This is a genomic window from Desulfuromonas acetoxidans DSM 684, assembly GCF_000167355.1.
Lineage (GTDB): Bacteria > Desulfobacterota > Desulfuromonadia > Desulfuromonadales > Desulfuromonadaceae > Desulfuromonas > Desulfuromonas acetoxidans.
Genome location: NZ_AAEW02000003.1, coordinates 224,106 through 244,141 on the forward strand (window position 1 = coordinate 224,106; position 20,036 = coordinate 244,141).

Below are 20,036 nucleotides of genomic sequence, written 5' to 3' on the forward strand. Positions count from 1 at the left end.
GCATACAAACACGGGCAAGACGATCCTTGAGAAATAACCCTTCCCCTACGGTAGTAACAAGAGACGCTCAAAAAGAGGCCGAAGCCACGATTCGTCCTGCACATTTCTACAACTTGAACACTCGTCCCGGTTTATGTCGCCGGTTTATCCCCCTCTGCGAACCGATTGCAGCCTCAATGGCGAGCACCATTTTGCCAAAGCCCTTTGCCGACGAACCTCATTGCCCCGGCAAACTTTCCACCAACACACCATAAAACGTTTGTTATGCCAAAGAAAGATGGTAGCCCACGTGTCAGGTGCGCGTCCGACACCGGTCATGTCTCTCACTTTGAACACAGCATGATCACAATGGGACAACTCCATCTGTTGTATCCAACGCGTTATGTTGGCTGTTTGCAGAGATGATTTCAATCTGAGCGACATCCTGAACCATTGAAACGTTGTTCAATCATATAAATAGCGATGGGGAAATGCCTGAGAAGGGAGGACTCCCTCATCCCACCTCCATCGCGTAAACCTCAAGCAGGCTGCTGATGTCAGCGATTGGCTCGTGGTTTGTGCAAAGCAGCACCCGCCTTTTTAACCTCCTGGTTTGTTTGTAGACAAACATGCGGCCGATCATGGCCAGCAACAGCGGTACTGCACCTCTTAAGTCGCATATTTATGCCTTAAACGGGCGTTCCTAATTTGATACCACCTGGGACAAACAACTTGTCCTCTATTTTCAGATACTTAGATAGAAAAACATCCTCTTTGCACGATTAATCTATCTCAAAAAAAGAATTCAAAGAAAATCCACAAACCCATTTTTCCTTTTTTATTTCAGATACTTACAAATACAGAATTTTCCTCAAAGATTGGCACACTCATAGCAATTATCCATAGCAACAACAAAATCCATTTTATGACTTGCATGCAGTGGAAATACCTCATGCAACAAATCGAAAAGGAGGTGCAACGAAAAGATTTACGTGGATGGTTTGTTTGAATTAACGATTAGAGAATGAAAGGATGGAACAAGACAATGGCAATGAGTAAAGAATGGAAAACAGAAAATGAGGATGGTTCCGTTACAGTAAGGACTTGTGCCTGGTCACCTCCAGGAGACCACCCCGTTGGTTACGGCATGAAGCTGACCGTCAAAGGCGATAAGCTGATTAAAGTCGAGGGTGACGAAGAACATCCCATCAGTCAAGGTCGCCTCTGTGTCCGTAACTTGACTTTGGCTGACTATGTCCACCACCCCTCCCGGATTTTGACGCCGATGAAGCGTAAGCCGGAAGATCGCGGTAAAGACAAGTGGACCAAGATCTCCTGGGACGAAGCATGGGATATTATTGTTCCTAAGATCAAAGAATACAAAGAGAAGCATGGTGCTGAATCGATCATCGTTTTCGGTGGTACCGGTCGTCAGGCATGCCTCTACTACTACCCGCTCGGTTTTGCTTCCATCGGCACACCGAACGTATGTTACCCGCTGAGTGGCTGGTCCTGCTACGGTCCTCGTTGCTCCATCACCGACTACGTTCTGGGCGCCGGTTATCCTGAAATCGACTATGCTGGTTTCTATGAAGATCGTTACGACGATCCTCGCTTCACCATGCCTGAATTGATCGTCGAATGGGGTAAAATGGCTCTGTACTCCAACCCTGACGGTTTCTTCGGTCATGCCCTCATCGACATGATGAAGCGCGGCGCAAAAATGATTCACATCGACCCCCGTATCACCTGGTTGGGTACCCGTTGTGAAGAAGTTTGCCAACTGCGTCCTGGTACTGACTCTGCTCTGGGTCTGGGTTTCCTCAACGTTATCATCAATGAGGAACTGTACGACAAAGACTTCGTCGAAAACTGGACCTACGGTTTCGACGAGCTCAAAGAGCGCGTTCAAGAGTATCCGCCGAGCAAAGTTGCCGACATCACTTGGGTTCCGGAAGATCAAATCATCCGTTGTGCCCGCATGATGGCAACTGCCAAGCCGTGCTCAATCCAATGGGGTCTGGCAACTGACGAGAACCCCAACGGTGTTCAAATGGGTCACGCAATCCTGTCCCTTATGGCTGTTACCGGCAATCTGGACGTGCCTGGTGGTGTTACCATTGGTCCCCCGGCTGCACTGCTCGGTAAATGGCGCGTTGAAACTCGCAGCAACCTGTCAGACGAGCTGTGGGAAAAGCGTATCGGCGCTGCAGAGTGGCCTGCACTCAGTACTGCAATGGCGACCACTCACCCGGACGAAACTCTGGACACTCTGGAAAGTGGCAAGCCCTACAAGCTGCGCATGGGTTGGTTCAATAGTAGTAACTTTATCACCCCGACCTGCTCGGCTCAGCCTGACCGCTGGTACCATGCCCTGAAGTCTTTGGAATTCAACGTTGTTCAGGATGTCTTCATGACCCCGACCGCTATGGCGTTCGGTGATATCTTCCTGCCCGTATCGACTTTCGCTGAGCAAGATGGCGTTGTTGTTACTCACTTCGGCCGTAATGCTGTAACCCTCGGTCCCATCAACGAGGCACTGCGCGTTGGCGATACTAAGTCCGATATCGAAGTCTGCATCGAGCTGGGTAAAAAGATGCATCCCGAAATGTGGGATTACGACGATGTGCCTGACTTCTTCACCAAGCAGCTTGAGCCTGAGCTGGGCGTTGACTTCGACGGCTTGCGTGAAATGGGTGCATTCCAACCGGACTACATCTACAAGAAATACGAAAAAGGCCTGTTGCGTGGTGATGGCGAGCCTGGCTTCAACACCGTTACCGGTATGGTTGAGCTGTCTTCCACACTGTTCGAAGCCTGGGGTGACGATGCCCTGCCGTACTTCAAAGAGCCGCCTTACAGCCCGGTCAGTACTCCGGAACTGTTCAGCGAGTATCCCCTGATCCTCACCACCGGTGCACGTAAAGTTACCTCGTTCCACTCCGAGCACCGTCAAATCGCTGTACTGCGTGAGATCGATCCTGATCCGGAAGTAGAATTGCATCCGGACACAGCAGCCGCCCTCGGTATCAACCACGGGGATTGGGTCCTGCTGGAGAACATGTTCGGTAAAGCAAAACTCAGAGCTAAGGTGACTCCGACCATTCACCCGAAAGTTGTTCACGCAACTCACGGCTGGTGGTTCCCTGAGAAGGACGCTGAAGAGCCGAGTCTCTATGGCGTATGGCAGTCGAACATTAATACCTTGGTTCCCCATAAGCATATCGGAAAGCTTGGTTTCGGTTGCCCCATGAAGCAGATGATTTGTAAAGCTTCACGTCTGGACAGCTTCGATAGCTACAACATCGAAGTGTAATCGCTGATTAAAACGTTTGGCCGAAACCAAATAGAATTGGAGGAAAAAAATGTCCGAAAAAGCAACCCAAAACGGACTGTTGATTCACTATCAATGGTGTACTGGCTGCCATGCTTGTGAGGTAGCCATCAAGAAAATTTTGAACCTGCCTGTTGGTAAACACGGCATCAAACTGCTTGAGCACGGCCCCTGGGAAGTAACCCCCGGTAAATTCGAGTGGGACTACATCCCGGTACCGACTCAGCTCGTCGGTTCCAATCCTGAGTTGGAACCCGGTGAGGACATCAAGTTTGCAGTCAAGCACTGCAATGCTCAATGCATGGAGTACGGACCTCTGGAAGACCTGGTTAAGAAAGCTGCGGAATTGGGTCCGAAAGTAGTGATCTACAACGTGTAAATAGAACGACACTGGCTCCCCCAACATCCGTTGGGGGAGCCAGAAAAAGAAGGTGAAACATTCGTGTCAATTAAAGTTGCGTAAATTGCTGGGTACTGATGGATCACAAACACCATGTCAGTCGGTAGGGTCAACAACAGGTGTGTGAACATTTCACCAATATATCGACAAAAGACAGGTTCAGGTTCCGGCCTTTTAGGCAAAACGTGCTTGCACTTTCTACATGTAGCCGAATCGTGAAAATTAAATGTTCCACAGTTATCACATTTTATCGGCTTTGGTTTAGGTGGCTTACAGCCACCGCAATATGGATTACAGGTCCAGCATATAGTGTTTCTCCAACAGATTTTTTGTAAGTTATTTATAGATAAGTTTGCTACATAATTATTAGCAATATATACCAATGACTTTATGAAAAAAGTCAACTAGAGAAAGGAATTTATCATGGCCGATGAAAAGAAAAAAGTCAAAAAGCCTCTTAATCCACTTGCTGCTAAACCTGGACAAAACTACGGAAGTACTAAGTTTAAGCCATCTAAAGAATACAATGGTGGCAAAATAACGTTTGAAGAAGAAAAAGAAAAATAAAAATAGTAAAAGTAGTATAAATTATTTACTTTCCCTAGTCTGTAGACATAGTTAAACAGACTTATTAACATAATTAAGGAGACATATTATGTGCTTTAGACCTGGTGGCGTAGAAAAACCGCAAGAATGCCCGAAATGTGGAAAAAAATTGGTCGCCCTTGGCGGCGTAAAACAAAAGAAATGCCCGTTCTGCAAAACTGATCTGGAAACAGAAGCTAATAAAGAGGGGTAAAAGAAAAACTCACTGAGAACTTCAGTGCCAGTGTACGTTGCGACCCTGAAAAGACAGCGGTCGGTGCCTGCCGGGGAAAGCCTCCAGCTAACCTCCTTCCCCGGCAGGCATATTTGTACTACTCACACGCGAAGGATTGAAAAATATGTCAGAACAGAACTACAATCGATGGCTGATCCTGGCTGCTGCCGTTATCATGAACCTCTGTATCGGCACACTTTACGCCTGGAGCGTCTTTGCTAAGCCTTTAGGTGCCCTGTTCACCTGGGCTCCGCCGGCACTCGCCCTGGCTTTCACCATTAACCATGGTCTCAGCCCTGTCTCCATGATTGGTGGGGGCTTTATCCAAGATAAACTCGGCTCAAAAACAACCATCGTCATCGGTGGCCTCATGTTTAGTGCCGGACTTATTCTAACCGGCTTTCTCTCTGAAGGTTCGTCGATCGGCAAGCTCTACCTGACCTACAGTACCCTGGCGGGTATCGGCGGTGGCGTAGTTTATGCCGGTACTATGGCGAACACCGTTAAGTTCTTTCCCGACAAACGTGGACTCGCTGCCGGCATCTGTGCTGCGGGTTATGGCTGTGGCGCGATGCTCATGGCCCCTATTGCCAGCGTATTGATCATAAAATACGGCATCTTGGGCTGCTTTCAGATTCTCGGCTCAGTGTTCTTTGTTGTGATCGCGTTGGCTCTGACCGTAACCAAAAGGGCTCCGGCCAATTACATTCCCGATGGTTGGACGCCTCCGGTAGTAACAACGACGACACCCGCCGGCGCAAACTCCAAATGGACCCAAATGATCAGCGAAGGGATCTGGTGGGTAATCATGATCATGCTGTATTGCGGTGCCATGTCAGGACTGATGGTTGTTGCACATGCCTCCCCCATCGGCCAACTGATGTTTGATCTGCCGCCGATGAAAGCGGCATTCTTCGTCAGCGTAATCACCTTAGCAAATGCCTTTGGACGGATTGGATTCGGTGCTCTTTCCGATAAAATCGGCCGTTCCAATACCATCATGCTGATGTACATTGTATCAGCTCTGTCCATGCTCAACCTGACATTTACCACCTGTGTGGCTGGCTTTGTTGCCTCAGGTATTGGCGTCGGTGCCGTTTTTGGTGGCTTCCTGTGCCTGATCCCGCCCATTATCGGCGAGCGCTATGGCATGAAAAACTTTGGTGTCAACTACGGCGTCACCTTTATCGGCTTCAGTCTGGCCGCTTTAACTGGTCCGTTACTGGCAGCGAAAATTCGTGTCGCCAGTGGTGACTACAATCAGGCTTTCTGGATTGCCCTGGGCGTCAATGTGGTCGGTCTTGTTTTTGCATTCCTTTACAGAACAATGGACAACAAAACGCAGGACAAGGTTAGATAGGTAAGGATTTGACGGGATCTGCGCCCATCTCAGGTGAGGTCCCGTTCTGTTTTTTTTGCCGGTACCCACGATACCGATAGGGTACCGGCAGAAAGGCCTAGAACTTCATGCTGGAACGAATTCGTAATGAAACCTTATGCCTGTTGAACGAAAAGGGGATGAGCTTTACCGTCGCCGAGTTGGCAAAACGACTCGCGGTCAGCAAACGCTACATCTACGAGCAATTCAGTTCTAAAAACGAACTGGTCACATCAATTCTCAATGAAATACTGAACGACTTGCAGCGTCAGGTTCAAGAGATCGCCAATTCGCAGCAGCTGGGAACAATTGACAAACTAAACGCCCTGATGACGACAGCACCAAAAGCGCTTGGACCTCTGAGTTCACGCAGTATTGCTGACATCAAACGCCTACTTCCCGAGCAATGGGGCAATTTTGAACGTTTTTTCGATGACAGGTGGGAAGAAATAAAAAAACTGATTGAGTGCGGTGTCCAACAAAAACTTTTCCGACCAATCGACTTGAGTGTTCTGCAGCAGGTCTACCGGGGAACAATTAACGGACTCAATGAGTATCAATACCTAACCCGTAACAATCAAACCTTTCACAATGCGATTGTTACAATGACGGACATTTTGCTCTACGGTATCATTGCATCAGACAATCAATAGCCAGCTATGACGGCCGACTGGCTTAAAGCGAAGATCTTGATGCCTTGGTTCCACTGACTTACAACTTTGTACGCATCAAAATGGAGCTTCTTTCATGGAAAAAGTAATCAACGTCAATGAAGCATTTGATGATCTGCCCTTTTCTTTTTATCAGGTCTGGGTCTGCCTCCTATGCTTTTCGGTCGTCTTTTTTGACGGTTTCGACCTGACCGTCATCGGTGTCACAATCCCTAAAATCGCCGCCCACCTGGGTGCCAGTCCAGCAGAAATGGGCCTGGCCATCAGTGCAGGGCAACTGGGCCCTATGATCGGCGCAGTACTGATCGGCATGTTGGCTGACCGCTACGGCCGCAAAAAAACCATGTTCGTCTGTGCGCTGGTATTCGGCTTTTTCACCTTTATGATCTCCCACATCTCAAGTGTTGAAGAACTGGCACTCTATCGTTTTCTGGCCGGTCTGGGAATGGGGGGAGCCATCCCTAACGCTCTTGCTTTTGGCAGTGAGTTTGCCCCCTCCAGAGCACGTGCATCACTGTCTCTTTATATGTGGGCTGGCATGCCGACCGGTGCGATGATTGCGGCCTTCTCGGCGGCCTACCTGTTACCCCATTACGGTTGGCAGTCAGTTTATTACCTCGGCGGCCTCCTCCCTGTCTTCATTGCCTTTTTGGTGCTGCTGTTTGTGCCTGAATCGCTTCACCACCTGGTTCGCACCGGTTCCAAGAATGCCTTAAGTAAAGCCCACAGCATCTTAAGCCGCGTCGATAAAAATCTGCCGAGTATCGACAACGTAAAATTGACCGCCCCAACTGCATCAAAAAAACAAGGTGGCCCCATCAAAAGTCTATTTTCTGGCGACCTCAAGATTACCACTCTGCTGATATGGGCCCTGTTCTACCTGAGTTTTTATCTGCTTTGGATTTTGTTCTCCTGGGTTCCAACCCTGCTCAAACAGAGCGGTGCAACCGTTCAACAATACAGCTTAGGTTTTGCTTTTATTCATCTCGGCTCGGTCATCGCCTGCTTCTGTATCGGCCGCTGCATGAGCAAATTCAACAAACTCAATGTTGTTAAATATTTGTTTGTCGGTGCCTTTATCGCCATGCTTGCTTTTGGATATTTTTCGTCAAGCAGCTTCTATATCGTCATCGTCGTATCGATTTTTACCGGCATGCTGGTAAACGGTGGCAACTCGTCTCTGATGGGCTTGGCTTCTGCGGTCTATCCATCTGAAGTGCGCGCAACCGGAATCGGTTGGGCGTACGGAATCGGCAAAATCGGTTCCCTTATAGCTCCGGTCATCGGTGGGCTTTATCTGTCTCGGAACTGGAGTGTTTTCAAAATTTGTGCAATCAACGGCTCGAGCGCCCTGATCATTGCTATCATCGTTATTATTCTACAGCGACACATGCGAGCATCAGTAAGCGGCGAAGTCTAAATCCTAAATAGATCTTATTCTCAGATCTTTACCCTGCCCCATAAACCACTGCGGTTTATGGGGCAGAGTTCTTTATCCGGACAACGTCCCACCTACCTTAAGCTGGAGAACCGTTGACTCAAGGCGAATGACACAGCCGAATTCACAGAGTAGGTATTTATATCGAGTAGTAACGCACCGCATTTCAGTCAGAAATTAAGAAAAATTGTTGGCGAGAAGAGAGGAAGACAAACATACTCCTCTTCGTTGCTGAAAAAATAAAAAGCCCAACCACAGTCGTGATTGGGCTTTTGTATTTAATGGAGCGGGAAACGAGATTCGAACTCGCGACGTCAACCTTGGCAAGGTTGCACTCTACCACTGAGTTATTCCCGCGTTGAGCGAGACATTTTTTAACAAAAACACCACGATCAAGTCAAACAAAAAAAGTGGGAAAATAACATTTTTGTTTTTCCCCTCCTTTGACCTCAGACTCTAGTCTTGTGTGCCGGCCAGAACATTGTAGAACTTATACAGATAATCACCACCGGACCACATGGCCATGATGAAGGAAACATAGAAGAAGAAACTGCCGACGAACTGCATATCAACGTGAAAGATCTCCCACTGCAGCCCGAAAAACCAATAGTAATCATAATGCAGCAGCAAGGCGATAATCGCCACCATCTGGAAGATGGTCTTGTATTTCCCCAGATTGCTGGCAGCGATAACAATCCCTTCGGATGAGGCGATGGAGCGCAGTCCGGTCACGGTCACTTCACGGGCAATGATCAAAAACACCGCCCAGGCGGGCACGCGTCCCAGAGGGATCATCATGATCAGAGCCGCCATGACAATCAACTTGTCGGCCAACGGATCGAGAAACTTGCCCATGACGGTCACCAGTTGCCATTTACGAGCCAGGTAGCCATCCAGCCAATCGGTGATCGCAGCAATGGAAAACACCACAGCCGCCCAAAAACCCATGGTACGGGAATCGGATAACAATAACAGCATGACAACAGGAACGCAGGCGATTCGGCCCAACGTCAGCATATTAGGCAGGTTCAGTGATGAGGTGTTGAGTTTCATTTATGTATCACTCCGACGGTAGAGTTTCTGAAATTGTTTGACCTTTTCAACATAGTTCTGTGTTTCTTGATACGGGGGGATGCCACCGTATCGTTCGACAGTGCTCGGTCCGGCATTGTAAGCGGCCAGAGCCAAATCGAGATTACCTTTAAAGCGATCCAGCATCTGACGTAGATAACGGGTGCCTCCGGAAATATTCTGCAACGGATCAAAGGGATCGGAAAGCTTCAGATCTTTAGCGGTTTCCGGATGCAATTGCATCAGCCCCATGGCGCCTTTGGAGGAAAGCGCGTTTATATCATAATTGCTTTCAGCCCGCACCACCGCGCGCACCAGGTTGACGTCAAGACGGTTAAGCACGGCATAGCGTTTGATCAGATCTGTCACGGAGCGGGATAATGCTTCGCCATCTCCGGCTTCATGGGCATAAAATGAATAGTGGGATTTCACCGGGACATTACTGAAATGGATACGACCGGACGCATCGACGTATTTATAGATCGCGGCATGCCCCGAGGTAACCGCCCCGAGCAAACATAACAGGATCCCAACAGCAATGTGATAGCGCATATTCATGGTTTTCATCCCGATGGCCATTAAACGCTTCACTTTAAACGAAAACAACACATTCTACAATGCCTGCACAACCGTCAAAGCGCTTGACAGGAGCAACTTCCAGCGCCAATAATGCGGAGTTGCTTATGTTTTAATGTTTACAAGTCTAGCACGATCCTATATTCAAGCGAGGATCTGTCGTTATGCAATGGTTATTTAATTCTATTCTATCCTCCAGGGGACCGCAATGAAGATCACATCTGACTTTCTTATTATCGGCAGCGGAATTGCCGGGCTGTCTTTTGCACTGCGTGTCGCGGAACAGGGGACGGTTGCCATCGTCACCAAACGCGAGATTTACGAAACCTCAACCAATTATGCCCAGGGCGGCATTGCCACGGTTTTTTCCGAAGATGATTCGTTCGAAGCCCACGCTGAAGATACCATGGTTGCCGGGGCCTTTCTGTCACACCGCGACATTGTTGATCTGGTCGTTGAAAGCGGGCCGAAAGCCATTCAAGATCTGATCAACTTTGGTACGGATTTCACTAAAAACAGCGACGGTGAATACGACCTGACCCGTGAGGGCGGTCACAGTCACCGCCGTATCCTTCACGCTTCGGACATTACCGGACGGGAGATTGAACGCGCTCTGGCGGCGGCTGTGGCCAAGCATCCCAACATCACCGTCTATGAATATTACTGTGCGGTTGATCTGATTACCGAGGCAAAAGTCAAACACCGTCGGGTACCGGATAATCGTTGCCTGGGAGCGTATGTGCTCGACAGCAAAAACAAAGAAGTGATCACCTTTGGTGCTCAGGTGACGGTTCTTGCCACGGGCGGCGCAGGCAAAGTGTATTTGTACACCTCTAATCCTGATATCGCCTCAGGTGACGGCGTGGCCATGGCCTATCGTGCCGGGGCTGCGGTGGCCAACATGGAATTCATGCAATTCCACCCCACCACCCTGTTCCACCCCCACGCCAAGTCATTTCTCATTTCCGAAGCGGTCCGTGGTGAAGGGGCGATTCTCAAACGGGCCGACGGCACGGCATTCATGGAGAAATATCATAAGCTCAAGGATCTCGCCCCACGCGATATTGTCGCCCGCGCCATTGACAATGAGATGAAAACCAACGGCGATGATTGCGTGTTCCTCGATATTACCCACAAAGGCGCCGACTACATTCAGCAACGCTTCCCCAACATCTATGAAACGCTGATGAAGTACGGCGTTGACATGTCCAAAGAACCGATCCCCGTGGTCCCGGCAGCCCACTATCTGTGCGGCGGGGTCAAGGTCGATAATCATGGTCAGACCGAAATCCGCAACCTGTTTGCCATCGGTGAGGTCTCCTGCACCGGCCTGCACGGCGCCAACCGCTTGGCCAGCAACAGTCTGCTCGAAGGAGCGGTTTTCGGCGAACGTGCGGCGGATAAAGCGATTGAAGTGGTCAGCAAGGAAACCTTTGACTACCCTTCTGTCGAACCGTGGGACTACGGCAGCGCCACCAACAGTGATGAAGAGGTGGTAGTCAAACATAACTGGGACGAAATCCGCATGAGCATGTGGAACTATGTCGGCATTGTCCGCTCGGACAAGCGCCTGATTCGTGCTCTGCGTCGCATCCAGATGATTCAGGAAGAGATCGCCGATTATTACTGGGATTTTTATGTCACCACCGATCTGCTTGAGTTGCGCAATCTGGCAACAATTGCCGAACTGATTATCCGCTGCGCGCTGAAACGTAAAGAGAGCCGCGGCCTGCATTATACCATCGACTATCCGCAGACGGACGACATCCACTGCAAACACGACACGATTTTACGTAAAACATTTTAGGGGGCATTTTGACGATCGATGAAATCCGCCAGGAAATCGACCGCCTGGACAACGAGCTTTTGAAGATTTTCAATCGCCGGGCGGAACTGGCTCTGGCCATCGGCCATCTAAAAAAAGAACTCGACCTGCCAGTGTATGATCCGGACCGGGAAAAGCGCATTTTTAATAAAATGACAGCGTTAAATCCCGGCCCATTGGACAACCAGGCCATCAAACGTCTGTTTGAGAGGGTGATTGACGAATCACGGACCCTTGAACGGATTAAATCGAAAGGACGCTGACCATGTTGGTGGTGATGAAAAAAGACGTATCAGAGGAGAACCTGCAGCAGGTCAAACAATATCTGATTGATGAAGATTTCGATTTTCACCAGTCAACCGGAGCAAATCGCACGATTCTCGGCGTTATTGGTGATACCCGGGAGTTCAGCACGACAACTCTGGAAACACTGCCCGGAGTACATGTTGTTTTTAAAATACCGCCAGAATCCTGATCCGTAACAGGCTGAAAAAAGACGATAAAAAAGCCATCATGCCCCCCAGGCATGATGGCTTTTTTTCATTACATCACATGACATGATTACATCTGACAAACTTCCAGGCTCTTCACCACATAGTGACAAGTTTCCACATCATCCGAACATTGAACATCTTGAGCCTGGGATAAAACCACAGCAAACAGCTCCGCCAGTTGTTCAACGGCCTGTAACTCGCGCTTTCCGTAGCCCTCGGCATTGTTGGCCAGAGCGACCTGGCCAATGATGCGCTTGCTGTCGCACACCGGAACTGCCATAAAATGGGAGATCTCCTCACTGATTCCATCGGCCAGGTTGACGACGCTGAGCTGTTCCAACGAATTGAAATAGACGCCGTTTTGCCGTTTGTAAACCGAATGCAACAAAGAACCGCGACCATTGGCCGGGGCCGGAATAATGGGATGGCCCTGATGTTTTTGCAACCCTTCAAACATCGGCGTGTAATCCCATAACCGTTGAAACTGATCCTGCTCATCAAGTTCTGCAACAAAACCGTGGCTGCTGCCGGTCAGGTTTCGAGCATACTCAAGGACTTCACCGGCCACCTCCCGTACATTACCGGCATTGTGCAGTATGGAATGAGACAGCTTGGCCAACCGACTGTTGAGCGCCAATTCCCACTGCAGAGCTTCTTCCGAGCGTTTGCGCACGGTAATGTCTTCAAAACACTCGATCCCGCCAATGATATGCCCCTGGGCATCGCGCAGAAAATCGGCATTTTTACTGACGGTCAGCACCGATCCGTTTTTGTGCCGGATGGTGCATTCGCGCCCCATAATCGGCTTATCGATCCCTTCATCAAACAAACCGCAGCTCTCCTGACAGGGCGTCTGAGCGAACAGAAAACAGGTACTGCCAACCATCTCTGCGGCGCTATAACCGGTAATATGTTCGGCGCGAGCATTCCAACTGGTAATCACCTTATTGCTGTCGACTGTAAAAATTGCGCTGGGCACCACCCGTTTAATCAGATCGGTTTTCTCTTCTGAAAAAGTCTGGTGGACTCGACTCTCCTCCAAATCCGTCAGCAGATAATTGAATTCTTCGGCGAGTCCACCCATATCATTGTCACACGATAACGTCAGGGGCATCGGTGCAATACGGTTGCCGCGATAAGAGTGAATCACGTTGGCTAATTCTTTGAACGGCTGCATGACCATTCGTCGTACCGTGGCGGCAAACACAAAGGCCATCAACAAAATACTCAACAGCGCAAAACCAAGGGAGGACATCATAATATTTCGCGTATGAACGTACAGAGTCCGCGGAAGCTTCATCTGAACCACAGCGATCTCTTTCTGGTCCAAGTCCGTCAGTTTGGCAAAAGCATCGAGGGTTGTATCACCTGAAGCATGGATTGAAATAGGTTCTGTGCGGGTAATATGTTTGAGTTGCTGACGTGCTCTTGCGCTGATTCGTTGCAACGGCGTCACCTGAATATCAAAACGGAACTGACGGGACAGATCATTAATCAACGCCGAATCCAGTGGCCGGGTGAATACCAACGTTCCCCTCACCGGTCCACGGGCATCACTGGTCATAATGGAGCGTGCCGCTACCATCTGCAAGCCATTGTCGCCGGCCAACAACCCGGAGGCGGGGCGTATGAGACCTCCTCCCAATTCGACCAGCGCATCATTGTACATAGAATCATCAAGCGGCCGCTCCACACCTGAGACCAAATCCAGATGTTTATAATAAAGTAACGTTCCGTGACTGTTAAAGATCGCCACACTGCTCAAACGGTTATCGATGAGCATTTCATTGAGGTAATTGCTTTGCAGGTAGGCTTCGCTAGCGGTGTTGATAAAAGTGTAGGTGTCATCCCAAAAGGCATAATCACGCACCAACCGGTCGAGGTTAACCACCTCTCGATCAATCGAGGACAGGACCCGTTCCATATGGTGACGGGCATCCTGCTTTTCAATCAGCGCATAGCCGGGCAAGACAAAATAATAATAGGAGAACAACGCCACAGAAAGGGCAATCAGAACAAAGCCTGCGTAGGTCAGCAACAAGCGCGATTTAAGATTCAATCTCATAAAGCAGGGAGGCCTCACATCTTAAAATGGAATCCATTTACATTTGATGGCTCATGGTCATAACACGCACTCGCTGGCGCTCATGAGACAAAGAACTAAAGAGCAAGATGGATACCAATTCTTTGGCCTATAAGAATTTCAACAGGCGTTTGTCAGCAAACCCCAAGAAACACTACTGCCCCCATAAGAGAAACTTCACTGAGGTGTATACGGCATTTTTTTTGATCAACTTTTGTGATGGGGGAAATCCCCCAAACCAATCCATTAGCCCCATCTAAAGGTGGGGCTAAAAACCCTCTCTTGAGTATTAGAGGAAGCCAAATATATACCAAGCCAAGAAAGCAGAACAGCGTCAGCGGCAAAAAAGGCCAGAATTGGACGACGGAACCAACCATATAGGAAACTAGCCACCACTCAACTTGACTTTCCAGCCCTGCTTCTGCAAATAGGGCAGCAGCTTTGAGCGATGGTCGCCCTGAATTTCGACGGACTCCTGTTTGACCGCCCCACCACTACCGCACTGTTTTTTCAATGTTTTGACAAAACCTTTCAAGTCAGCACCTGCCAGCGGAATGCCTCGAATCACAGTCACGCCTTTCCCTTTGCGCCCTTTTGTTTCAAAACTGATTCGTACAATGCCATCACCAGGTGCAACAGGGGCCGCCTGACAACGACACTGTTTGATCGCCTCACCACACTGAGGGCACAATCGCCCTTTTTCGCTGCTGTACACCGGACGGCAATCGTCATCATGAAAACCGATCATCTCACCCTTTCCCCTGTCCGTTAAATTGACAGGTCATAACAAGCTGTTAATTTTTAAATAGAGTCCCGGCGGCTCAGTTTCTTGTATCATTTTTGAGTCCGTTTTGCTGCGGTCAAGACATTCTGACAACGCACACCATTGACAACGGGAAAAACGGCCGCAAAGAAACAAGAGAACGAACCACACGGGGCACCAGGGAATAACGTTGGCCCACTAAAACAAGGAGGTACGCCATGACAGAACAACAGGGAGTTTGCTATACATTCGAAACAGCATTGGAAATGGCGCTTACCATGGAACAGCGTTGCTTCCGGGCCTTTCTGCAAGCCATCAGAACCGTCAAGGACCGCTCTGCCGGGATGATTCTCAAAGATGCTGCTCTGGAGGAGATCGACCACAAGCAGCGCCTGGAAAAAGCATTGATCGAAGGAGGAATCGACCCTGATGAGCATCTGCAGGAAACGATGCCCCTGATGCATCTGGATGACCTACTTAAACAGCAGGAGCTCAACGCAGAAGCCGACTCTCGTCAGGCTCTGGCCTATGTGATTCATTTGAAAAAAAACAATCTCGAATTCTACGACAAACTGGCTAAAGGCTGTACAGGCGCGCCAATGGCGCCAATCTTTCAGCAACTGGCCAACGATGAAAGCCTCAATCTGCAGAAACTGGAAGACCTTTACGAGGCACACTTTCTCACGGAGAACTGATCCTCAACAGACTGAATCAAAAAGGCCACAACATGACGTTGTGGCCTTTATTGTTTATCAGCACAAGGCATTCTAGCCAATCCGAGCAATGGCTCCGTTAAGGCGTTGCAGGGTGCGCTCACGGCCAAGAACCAGAATCACCTCGAAGATGCCCGGAGCGCTGGTGCCACCGGACAAGGCAACACGGGTCGGTTGACCAACTTTTCCAAACTTGAGCCCGGTCTCTTTCAGCACCCCTTTAAATGCCGCTTCAACACCCTCAGGTGTAAATTCACACTGCCCAAATGCATCTGCCAGCGCTTGAAAAACCGGCTTTTGATCCGCAGTCAAAAATTTCTCGGCGGCGGATTCATCGAATTCAACGGAATCCGTGACATAGAAAACCGCTTTTTCCGCCATCTCTACCATGGTTTTACTGCGGTCCTGCAAAGTTTTGACCACTTCCGCCAAATCGATTCCGTCAACAGGCGGGTAACCAAGGGTCGTCAAGTATTCACCAAGCAGTTCGCCAAGACGTTGCGGGGCTCCGGTCTTGATATAATGCTCGTTAAGCCACAACAGTTTTTCAGGGTTAAACACCCCGGCAGAGCGACCGACATTTTCAAGACTGAACTTCTCAACCAGATCATCCATAGAGAAAATTTCTTCATCACCGAACGACCAACCAAGGCGCACCAGATAATTGACCATCGCTTCAGGAAGATACCCCATGTCACGATACGCCATGACTGAAGTCGCCCCATGCCGTTTAGACAGGCGCTTTTTATCGGAACCGAGAATCATCGGCACATGGGCAAATTCCGGGACCGCATAACCCAGCGCTTCATAAATCTGAATCTGGCGGGGGGTGTTGTTGACATGGTCGTCTCCACGCACGACCAGGGTCAACCCCATCTCGGCATCATCAACGACTACGACAAAATTGTAGGTCGGGGTGCCATCGGTACGTTGAATGATCATGTCATCCAGTTCTTCGTTATTGAAACTGATCGTTCCTTTAATCCGGTCATTGAAGCTGGTAACACCGGCTTCTTTGGATTTAAAACGGATGACGTAGGGTGTATCATCATCACGAGGTTCAAGAGCGCGACAGGTGCCGTCGTATTGCGGTTTATCGCCGCGAGCCATGGCTGCCTCGCGTTTGGCATCAAGATCTTCTTGGGAGCAATAGCATTTATAGGCCTTGCCCTCATCAAGCAGTTGCTGGATTTTAGCTTTGTACAGATCAAAACGTTCGGTCTGATAAAAAGGCCCCTCATCATAGGACAACCCGAGCCAATCCATCGCCTGAAGAATGGCGTCCACTGACTCCTGAGTCGAACGTTCCACATCGGTATCCTCGATACGCAAAATAAACGTACCGCCCTCTTTACGGGCAAGAAGATAATTGAACAGTGCGGTACGGGCACCACCGATATGCAGATAGCCGGTAGGACTCGGGGCAAAACGGACACGTAGATCAGACATGGGAAACTCCTGATGGATTAAAAAAGAAAGGTCATTGCGACCTTGGTTTTATACTGCAACCATCGGAGGGAAACAAGGGATTTATCAATGGCAGGCTGTCAATCGACCACAACACCGGCATAGCCGACGACGGCGGAATGATCACCGCTGACATCACCGGAATCACCGTAACGGATCAGACGGGCATGGTGGGCTCCGAGAGCTTGACAAATCTCCACCATCAACACCGCAGCACAAACGCCGCACATGGTGATACGTTCGCTCTTTACCTGGTGGTAGAGGGCCTCAGCATCAAGTTGCAACAGGGCATCGAGTGCCAGTTGGTCTTTTTTACGTGCCACACTCGAAGGTTCATAATGGGTCATATCGGAGCTGGCAACGATCAACACCCTCCCCCCATCCTCTTTGAGAACCGCGCCGATGCCTGCGCCGAGTTGCTGAAGGATCGAAAAGGACAGCGGCCCGAGCATGAGAGGGATAATGGATAGATTAGGATTTTTCACCTGCAAAAACGGCAACAAAACTTCAAGAGAATGTTCACCCTGATGACTCTGCATCTCCCCCGTCAAATGGGGCACGGCATCAAGCAGGCGCTGAGCCATGGTTTCAGCAATCGGCACCTCGCCCAGAGGTGTTTTCCAACTTCCCTGAGAGTAAAGTGCACAAGGATGACCAATGCCGCGATGATTCGGCCCCAATAACAGAACAGTGTCCGGCACATCCACTCCAGCCAGGGTTTCGCCGGCAATCGCCCCCGAATACATATAACCGGCATGGGGCATCATCACACCATAGGCAGGCTTTCCTGGCTGATCCGTTGTCAGAAACAGCTCGACCTGTTGCCTTAATTCATAGGGATCATCAGTGTAAAATTGACCGGAAACAGCTGGCTGGCGAATCATATTTTCCTCCCATCAACGCACCCGATGTCATGAGCGATTAACGGCGTCCGGCGAGATGCCATGACGGTTGAAGAACGACCTTGTTACTCCTTGATCGTTATGAGCAAGACGAGAACCACATTTGCGCCTTGCGTCATCGAAACATTGACGAATGGGGCTTTTTTCAAAACGCTGCTATAAGGCAGTCGACATGATTCGAATGGCGACAACAACCAAAAGCACTGCAAATACCTTAACCAGTTTAGCATGGGAAAAAGCACCAGCAAGTCGGACGCCGATTCGTGATCCGATCAGAGAGAACGGCAGCACAAGAAGCACGACAGGGAGAACAACAAACCCCACCGCCCCATGAGGAAGATGAGAGATCTGCCAACCATTATAAATGTAGGCCAGAGTTCCCGTTAAAGAGGAGACAACTATCAGGGCGCTGGAGTTACCAACGGCGAGATGGATGGGAAAGCTTAAAAACAGGACCATCAACGGTACGGCAATAACGCCGCCGCCAATACCGAAAAAAGCTGAAAACGCGCCACTGATGCCACCGACAACCAGCAGTGAAATCGGGCGATCAATCAGTGCTTTTTCGGACGGAGACATACCGCCGAACACCAGTTTTGCCGCCACGGTCAATTGCATCACCCCGAACAAGACCCTTAAAATCGGGCCACTAAGCATGGAAGCGCCCCAGGCACCAACCAGGGCTCCCAAAGCAGATCCCACCGCCAGAAAGACCACCTGATGAAAATCGACATGACCTTGAGCATTGTGTCCCAAAGTATTGCTGATGGAGGTTGGAATAATAATGGCCAGGCTAGTGGCAAAAGCACAATGGACCAGCACATCGGGATGAACCCCGACAAGGTGAAAACACCATAAGAACAACGGCACCAAGATGACGCCACCACCGATGCCGAGAAGCCCTGACAGACATCCGGCACAGATACCGAGGACAGCGAATCCAACGAGAACCTGTGGGGCCCAGAATGTCATGGCAAACTCCTGAAATGAAAAAAGCCAGCCTGACAAACAGGCTGGCTCAATATTTGGAGGCCCCGCCCAGATTCGAACTGGGGATAAAGGCTTTGCAGGCCTCTGCCTTACCACTTGGCGACGGGGCCGTGACGTCAAAAAAATGCTCCTTGCGTCAAGGCCCGCTAGTGATATCAAATCACTGTGATTACTGTCAAGAAAAAAGTCTTTAACAGACTGTTGAAAAACAGCGCGTGGAACCCATGAACGAGCGACAAAAATCTAGGACGGATTTTTAAGAGCCAGATTTTGTCAACAAGGCACAAATCGCTTTTAAAACTCGCGGGGTTGAAAAGCCCCAGGATAAGAGGATTTCAACATCGTGCTAAACCTTTTTTTGTAATCATAGCAGGTTATTCAACCAGTTGCTCTTCCACTGAACGCATCTTGCGTTCCATGGTATGTTCACGATCACGGCGATCATCGATCTTGATCAACGTCGACACGCGATGTGCACCGGCATTAAATGGCGATTCGTGCATCTTGCGCACCAGAGCAAAAATTTCGTCCAGTTCCCCTTCGAGTATGGTGCCCATCGGCGTCAACTGATAGTTCAAACCCGATTCTTTGACCAGTTGCAGACAACCGGCAACAAATTTGGACAACCCTCCGCTACCTTCACCAAGCGGTGTACAACTGATTTGAACGACGGCCATATTTTCCTCCTGTCGTCATATGTTGAAAAAATGATCCCACAAGTTTAGAAAAGCATGCTCACGAATGTAAACGGTAAATTTAAAAAATCACCCCCTTGCTGCGCTTGATACGTGCGCAGCAGGGCAGCGGCATTATCCCGACTCACATCCGTCACCACCTGGATACCACCCCCTCTAATTTTTTTGGCCATTGATCGGGTTTGTCCCCCCTCATCGAAACCAACGGTTTGGATTCTTCTCCAGGGGCCCCACACCCCAATTTTGAACCCCGGCCCAGGGGAATGGCCCCAAACACTTGGACAAAGGGTTCCTAAAAAGTAACAAGTCTAAACCGGTCCCTCCTCTAACAAGGGTAAGTTGGGGACACACCAAACGCCTTGTTAACCTTGCTTTAAAACAACATTTTGGTAGTGAAACAAAATATTATGGGCCGCGAAATCATATATTCCTCCGGG

At 49.5% G+C, this 20,036-nt stretch carries 19 protein-coding genes and 2 tRNA genes; 10 read left to right on the forward strand and 11 right to left on the reverse strand.

All coding sequences use genetic code 11. The features are described from left to right. Nucleotides 1-1,030 precede the first annotated feature (1,030 nt). The 6 genes from DACE_RS03620 (at nucleotide 1,031) to DACE_RS03640 (ending at nucleotide 8,002) form a co-directional block, all read left to right on the forward strand. Nucleotides 1,031-3,295 carry a molybdopterin-dependent oxidoreductase gene (locus DACE_RS03620; protein ID WP_040366163.1) on the forward strand — a complete coding sequence of 755 codons (2,265 nt, stop codon included), beginning with the start codon at nucleotides 1,031-1,033 and terminating at the stop codon, nucleotides 3,293-3,295. A 49-nt stretch (nucleotides 3,296-3,344) separates the two neighbouring features. Beyond that, nucleotides 3,345-3,692: a 4Fe-4S dicluster domain-containing protein gene (locus DACE_RS03625; protein WP_005998395.1), complete on the forward strand. Its 348-nt coding sequence runs from the start codon at nucleotides 3,345-3,347 to the stop codon at nucleotides 3,690-3,692. A 444-nt stretch (nucleotides 3,693-4,136) separates the two neighbouring features. Next, nucleotides 4,137-4,280, forward strand: a complete 144-nt coding sequence (locus DACE_RS18045) for a hypothetical protein (protein WP_155808976.1) — start codon at nucleotides 4,137-4,139, stop codon at nucleotides 4,278-4,280. Nucleotides 4,281-4,657: 377 nt separating this feature from the next. Further along, nucleotides 4,658-5,893 carry an L-lactate MFS transporter gene (locus DACE_RS03630; RefSeq protein ID WP_005998397.1) on the forward strand — a complete coding sequence of 412 codons (1,236 nt, stop codon included), beginning with the start codon at nucleotides 4,658-4,660 and terminating at the stop codon, nucleotides 5,891-5,893. Between the two features lie 107 nt (nucleotides 5,894-6,000). Next, nucleotides 6,001-6,564 (forward strand): TetR/AcrR family transcriptional regulator, encoded by a 564-nt coding sequence (locus DACE_RS03635; protein WP_005998399.1) that lies wholly within the window; start codon nucleotides 6,001-6,003, stop codon nucleotides 6,562-6,564. 94 nt (nucleotides 6,565-6,658) lie between these two features. Beyond that, nucleotides 6,659-8,002 (forward strand): MFS transporter, encoded by a 1,344-nt coding sequence (locus DACE_RS03640; RefSeq protein ID WP_005998401.1) that lies wholly within the window; start codon nucleotides 6,659-6,661, stop codon nucleotides 8,000-8,002. Between the two features lie 300 nt (nucleotides 8,003-8,302). Here the strand turns inward: DACE_RS03640 and DACE_RS03645 are convergent. The 3 genes from DACE_RS03645 to DACE_RS18775 all read right to left on the reverse strand — a co-directional run bounded on the left by DACE_RS03645 (nucleotide 8,303) and on the right by DACE_RS18775 (nucleotide 9,649). Beyond that, a tRNA-Gly gene (locus DACE_RS03645) sits at nucleotides 8,303-8,377 on the reverse strand. A 99-nt stretch (nucleotides 8,378-8,476) separates the two neighbouring features. Further along, complete coding sequence (pgsA, locus tag DACE_RS03650) at nucleotides 8,477-9,073, reverse strand: CDP-diacylglycerol--glycerol-3-phosphate 3-phosphatidyltransferase (RefSeq protein WP_005998402.1); 597 nt, start codon at nucleotides 9,071-9,073, stop codon at nucleotides 8,477-8,479. Next, a complete protein-coding gene (locus DACE_RS18775; protein WP_040366165.1) occupies nucleotides 9,074-9,649 on the reverse strand; it encodes a lytic transglycosylase domain-containing protein in 576 nt (191 codons plus the stop codon). Nucleotides 9,650-9,875: 226 nt separating this feature from the next. Between DACE_RS18775 and nadB the strand changes: the two genes are divergently transcribed. From nadB to DACE_RS03670, 3 genes are read left to right on the forward strand one after another with little or no spacing between them, the layout of a single operon-like run. Next, complete coding sequence (gene nadB, locus DACE_RS03660) at nucleotides 9,876-11,474, forward strand: L-aspartate oxidase (RefSeq protein WP_005998406.1); 1,599 nt, start codon at nucleotides 9,876-9,878, stop codon at nucleotides 11,472-11,474. Between the two features lie 8 nt (nucleotides 11,475-11,482). After that, on the forward strand, nucleotides 11,483-11,755 hold the full coding sequence (pheA, locus tag DACE_RS03665) for a chorismate mutase (RefSeq protein ID WP_005998408.1): 273 nt from the start codon (nucleotides 11,483-11,485) through the stop codon (nucleotides 11,753-11,755). Between the two features lie 2 nt (nucleotides 11,756-11,757). Then, nucleotides 11,758-11,967: a hypothetical protein gene (locus tag DACE_RS03670; protein WP_005998411.1), complete on the forward strand. Its 210-nt coding sequence runs from the start codon at nucleotides 11,758-11,760 to the stop codon at nucleotides 11,965-11,967. A gap of 86 nt (nucleotides 11,968-12,053) precedes the next feature. Here DACE_RS03670 and DACE_RS03675 read toward each other — a convergent pair whose 3' ends face one another. Beyond that, on the reverse strand, nucleotides 12,054-14,051 hold the full coding sequence (locus DACE_RS03675; protein ID WP_005998413.1) for a CHASE4 domain-containing protein: 1,998 nt from the start codon (nucleotides 14,049-14,051) through the stop codon (nucleotides 12,054-12,056). A 403-nt stretch (nucleotides 14,052-14,454) separates the two neighbouring features. Continuing rightward, nucleotides 14,455-14,817, reverse strand: coding sequence for a translation initiation factor Sui1 (locus DACE_RS03680; protein ID WP_005998415.1), 363 nt, complete (start codon nucleotides 14,815-14,817; stop codon nucleotides 14,455-14,457). A gap of 233 nt (nucleotides 14,818-15,050) precedes the next feature. On the opposite strand from DACE_RS03680, the gene DACE_RS03685 reads away from it, so the two are divergent. After that, on the forward strand, nucleotides 15,051-15,527 hold the full coding sequence (locus tag DACE_RS03685) for a ferritin-like domain-containing protein (protein ID WP_005998417.1): 477 nt from the start codon (nucleotides 15,051-15,053) through the stop codon (nucleotides 15,525-15,527). Between the two features lie 72 nt (nucleotides 15,528-15,599). Here the strand turns inward: DACE_RS03685 and gltX are convergent, their stop codons facing one another. The 6 genes from gltX to DACE_RS18050 form a co-directional block, all read right to left on the reverse strand. Further along, nucleotides 15,600-16,994, reverse strand: coding sequence for a glutamate--tRNA ligase (gltX, locus tag DACE_RS03690; protein ID WP_005998419.1), 1,395 nt, complete (start codon nucleotides 16,992-16,994; stop codon nucleotides 15,600-15,602). Between the two features lie 98 nt (nucleotides 16,995-17,092). After that, nucleotides 17,093-17,896, reverse strand: a complete 804-nt coding sequence (gene amrB / locus DACE_RS03695; RefSeq protein WP_005998420.1) for an AmmeMemoRadiSam system protein B — start codon at nucleotides 17,894-17,896, stop codon at nucleotides 17,093-17,095. Nucleotides 17,897-18,070: 174 nt separating this feature from the next. Beyond that, nucleotides 18,071-18,886, reverse strand: a complete 816-nt coding sequence (locus DACE_RS17780; RefSeq protein WP_005998422.1) for a sulfite exporter TauE/SafE family protein — start codon at nucleotides 18,884-18,886, stop codon at nucleotides 18,071-18,073. A 54-nt stretch (nucleotides 18,887-18,940) separates the two neighbouring features. Beyond that, a tRNA-Cys gene (locus tag DACE_RS03705) sits at nucleotides 18,941-19,014 on the reverse strand. Nucleotides 19,015-19,278: 264 nt separating this feature from the next. Further along, nucleotides 19,279-19,581: an MTH1187 family thiamine-binding protein gene (locus DACE_RS03710; protein ID WP_005998424.1), complete on the reverse strand. Its 303-nt coding sequence runs from the start codon at nucleotides 19,579-19,581 to the stop codon at nucleotides 19,279-19,281. A 44-nt stretch (nucleotides 19,582-19,625) separates the two neighbouring features. Continuing rightward, on the reverse strand, nucleotides 19,626-19,772 hold the full coding sequence (locus DACE_RS18050) for a hypothetical protein (RefSeq protein ID WP_155808977.1): 147 nt from the start codon (nucleotides 19,770-19,772) through the stop codon (nucleotides 19,626-19,628). Between the last annotated feature and the right edge of the window lie 264 nt (nucleotides 19,773-20,036).

What these genes read in the sequence shown, in the direction of transcription:
- DACE_RS03620 (WP_040366163.1), top strand. Translation starts at nt 1,031, where the DNA reads ATGAGTAAAGAATGGAAAACAGAAAATGAGGATGGTTCCGTTACAGTA.
- DACE_RS03625 (WP_005998395.1), top strand. Translation starts at nt 3,345, where the DNA reads ATGTCCGAAAAAGCAACCCAAAACGGACTGTTGATTCACTATCAATGG.
- DACE_RS18045 (WP_155808976.1), top strand. Translation starts at nt 4,137, where the DNA reads ATGGCCGATGAAAAGAAAAAAGTCAAAAAGCCTCTTAATCCACTTGCT.
- DACE_RS03630 (WP_005998397.1), top strand. Translation starts at nt 4,658, where the DNA reads ATGTCAGAACAGAACTACAATCGATGGCTGATCCTGGCTGCTGCCGTT.
- DACE_RS03635 (WP_005998399.1), top strand. Translation starts at nt 6,001, where the DNA reads ATGCTGGAACGAATTCGTAATGAAACCTTATGCCTGTTGAACGAAAAG.
- DACE_RS03640 (WP_005998401.1), top strand. Translation starts at nt 6,659, where the DNA reads ATGGAAAAAGTAATCAACGTCAATGAAGCATTTGATGATCTGCCCTTT.
- pgsA (WP_005998402.1), bottom strand. Translation starts at nt 9,073, where the DNA reads ATGAAACTCAACACCTCATCACTGAACCTGCCTAATATGCTGACGTTG.
- DACE_RS18775 (WP_040366165.1), bottom strand. Translation starts at nt 9,649, where the DNA reads ATGAATATGCGCTATCACATTGCTGTTGGGATCCTGTTATGTTTGCTC.
- nadB (WP_005998406.1), top strand. Translation starts at nt 9,876, where the DNA reads ATGAAGATCACATCTGACTTTCTTATTATCGGCAGCGGAATTGCCGGG.
- DACE_RS03670 (WP_005998411.1), top strand. Translation starts at nt 11,758, where the DNA reads ATGTTGGTGGTGATGAAAAAAGACGTATCAGAGGAGAACCTGCAGCAG.
- DACE_RS03675 (WP_005998413.1), bottom strand. Translation starts at nt 14,051, where the DNA reads ATGAGATTGAATCTTAAATCGCGCTTGTTGCTGACCTACGCAGGCTTT.
- DACE_RS03680 (WP_005998415.1), bottom strand. Translation starts at nt 14,817, where the DNA reads ATGATCGGTTTTCATGATGACGATTGCCGTCCGGTGTACAGCAGCGAA.
- DACE_RS03685 (WP_005998417.1), top strand. Translation starts at nt 15,051, where the DNA reads ATGACAGAACAACAGGGAGTTTGCTATACATTCGAAACAGCATTGGAA.
- gltX (WP_005998419.1), bottom strand. Translation starts at nt 16,994, where the DNA reads ATGTCTGATCTACGTGTCCGTTTTGCCCCGAGTCCTACCGGCTATCTG.
- amrB (WP_005998420.1), bottom strand. Translation starts at nt 17,896, where the DNA reads ATGATTCGCCAGCCAGCTGTTTCCGGTCAATTTTACACTGATGATCCC.
- DACE_RS17780 (WP_005998422.1), bottom strand. Translation starts at nt 18,886, where the DNA reads ATGACATTCTGGGCCCCACAGGTTCTCGTTGGATTCGCTGTCCTCGGT.
- DACE_RS03710 (WP_005998424.1), bottom strand. Translation starts at nt 19,581, where the DNA reads ATGGCCGTCGTTCAAATCAGTTGTACACCGCTTGGTGAAGGTAGCGGA.
- DACE_RS18050 (WP_155808977.1), bottom strand. Translation starts at nt 19,772, where the DNA reads ATGGCCAAAAAAATTAGAGGGGGTGGTATCCAGGTGGTGACGGATGTG.